General features: G+C 45.6%; 1 protein-coding gene and 1 pseudogene. Both read left to right on the top strand.

The genetic code is table 11. The features are described 5' to 3' along the window. Nucleotides 1–955, top strand: a 955-nt coding sequence (locus P5674_RS08270; RefSeq protein WP_315669926.1) for a hypothetical protein, incomplete at its 5' end; no start/stop codon positions are given. A gap of 88 nt (nt 956–1,043) precedes the next feature. Then, nucleotides 1,044–2,358 (top strand): annotated as a pseudogene (locus tag P5674_RS08265) (FHA domain-containing protein); the annotation flags it as partial.

Genomic DNA, 2,358 nt, shown 5'->3' with positions numbered 1-2,358 from the left:
GATAATTGAGTTGGAACCTGAACCGATAATTGAGTTGGAACCTGAACCGATAATTGAGTCGGAACCTGAACCGATAATTGAGTCGGAACCCGAACCTGTAGCTGAGTCAGAAGGGGAAGAGCAAAAGAGTCAGAGTAAGATTTTCGGGATAGAAGCAGGGGAAATATCAGCGCCTGGTCGAAGTTTGTGGACTCTGAACCCAGAAGCGGATATCCGCACTTTAGGGGGACATTCTAACTCAGTGCGATCGGTTTCTTTCAGTGGAGATGGTAAAATGTTAGCGAGTGCGAGTGCTGACAAAACCATTAAACTTTGGAACCTCAGTAATGGAGAAGAGATCCGCACATTTGAGGGACATAAATCAGGAGTTAATGCAGTTGCTTTTAGTCCCGACGGTCAAATTATAGCCAGTGGTAGCCAAGATAAAACCATCAAACTTTGGGATATTAATACAGGAGAAGAAATCCAATCATTGGCGGGTCATAAAATGGCAGTTAATGCTATTACTTTTGCGCCGAATGGTGAAATTATCGCCAGTGGTGGTGGGGATAAAATCGTGAAATTATGGAACCGAGAAACTGGTTTAGAAACCCTAAATTTATCAGGACATAGACTAGCTATAACTGCTTTAGCAATCAGTCCGAATAGTGAAATTATCGCCAGTGGAAGTGGAGATAAAACCATTAAACTATGGCGGGTAACAACAGGGGAGGAAATCTTGACTATTGGGGGTGCAAAAACGGCGATTAATGCTCTGATGTTTAGTCCCGATGGTAAAATTTTAATTGCTGGGATTGATGATAAGACGGTGAAAGTGTGGCAATGGGAAACCGAGACAGAAATCCGCACAATTTCGGGTTATAATTGGCAAGTGGGAGCGATCGCCATTAGTCCTGATGGTCAAAATCTAGCCAGTGGTAGTGAAGACAATCAGATCAAAATTTGGTGTATCTAAGATTTACAAAATGTTAAAAAATTATCCCAATCCAGGGAATATCTACTAAAATAGAGTAGGGAGTCCCAGTATAATAGCGGGCAGATTTATGGCTGAACTAACCTTAGAGTGGGTAGAAGAGGGAAGGTTGAATAGCACCAGCATTCGAGCCAACCAACCCAGCAAACATCCGGGAGTTTTCCGTATAGGTAGAGATGGGAGTCGCTGTGATTTAGTGTGCGTAGATCAGACGGTATCTGGTTTACATATCGAAATTTTTTTTAGTCCAGAGAATCACCAATTTTATCTACGATCGCTGCGGGAAAGTAACCCGCCAATTGTAGATGGTAAATTGCTACCTGTGGGTGAGGAACCCCTAAATAATGGCAGTCATATTCAGTTAGGAAATATAGATTTTAAAGTCACAGCGATCGCCGCTGGAACCCAGCCAGTGTCGGGAGGGTTAGAACTACCGCCACCACCACCGGAACCGCCGCCACCGCCGCCAGTTTCTCCGGTTAAGAAAGCATTACCCTGGTTGGGTGGAATAGTATTAATGATCGGCTTAGGATGGGGCGGCTTTTGGGTGTATAAATGGCAGGCTGCTGCACCGATCAGAAATGCGATCGCGGAGGCGGAACAAGCACGAAAACAGGGAGAAAGTTATCATCAACAGGGTAATATGGTAGCATCCCAGGAGTCTTATGAGACTTGTAAAACGGCATTAACCATAGAACCGACAACTACCGGGATGACACCTGTATTAAAATCCGAGTTAACAAGACTGTTAAAAAGTTGTGAGGATGGTCATGCTGCGGTGTTAATGAAACAGGCGAATAGTTTAGCGGAAGCGGGTTCTTGGCGGGGTGCGATCGATATGGCTTTACAGGTTCCCGAAAATACTTCTTCCTACTCGGAAGCGCAAAATTTCTTTAAGCAAGCATCTCAACGGATGGAGGAATTAGCGCAGGAACAATATCGCCAAGGTAATTATCAGCAGGCGGTAAAAATTGCTGAAGCTATCCCCGAAACGAGTCCGAACGCCGCGAGAGTTAAGCAAGAACTTTCCCAATGGGAACAGGAGTGGAATCGGAATGAGAATCACCTAGAAAATGCGAGACAGTCGTTGAATAGAGAGGCTTGGAGGGAGGCGATCGCCGAAACCGAAAGGGTAGCATTATTGGGGGAATCACCGCGACAAGATAGCGAATATTGGAAACAAAAAGTGCAACCAATTATCGATCGCGCTAATGATCAGAAACGGGAGGAAGAAAGACGCATTGCGGAACAACAGCGCCAAGAAAGGCTGAATGCGGAAGCAGCAGAAGCGAGGAGACTAGCGGAAGCCGCCAAGCGAGAAGCAGAAGCCGCCAAGCGAGAAGCAGAAGCCGCCAAACAAGAAGCGCAACGACAAACCAATCAGC

This window comes from Limnospira sp. PMC 289.06 (assembly GCF_032350395.1).
Lineage (GTDB): Bacteria > Cyanobacteriota > Cyanobacteriia > Cyanobacteriales > Microcoleaceae > Limnospira > Limnospira platensis.
The sequence above is the reverse complement of the archived record's forward strand: the minus strand, read 5'-3'. Positions and strand labels throughout refer to the sequence as shown.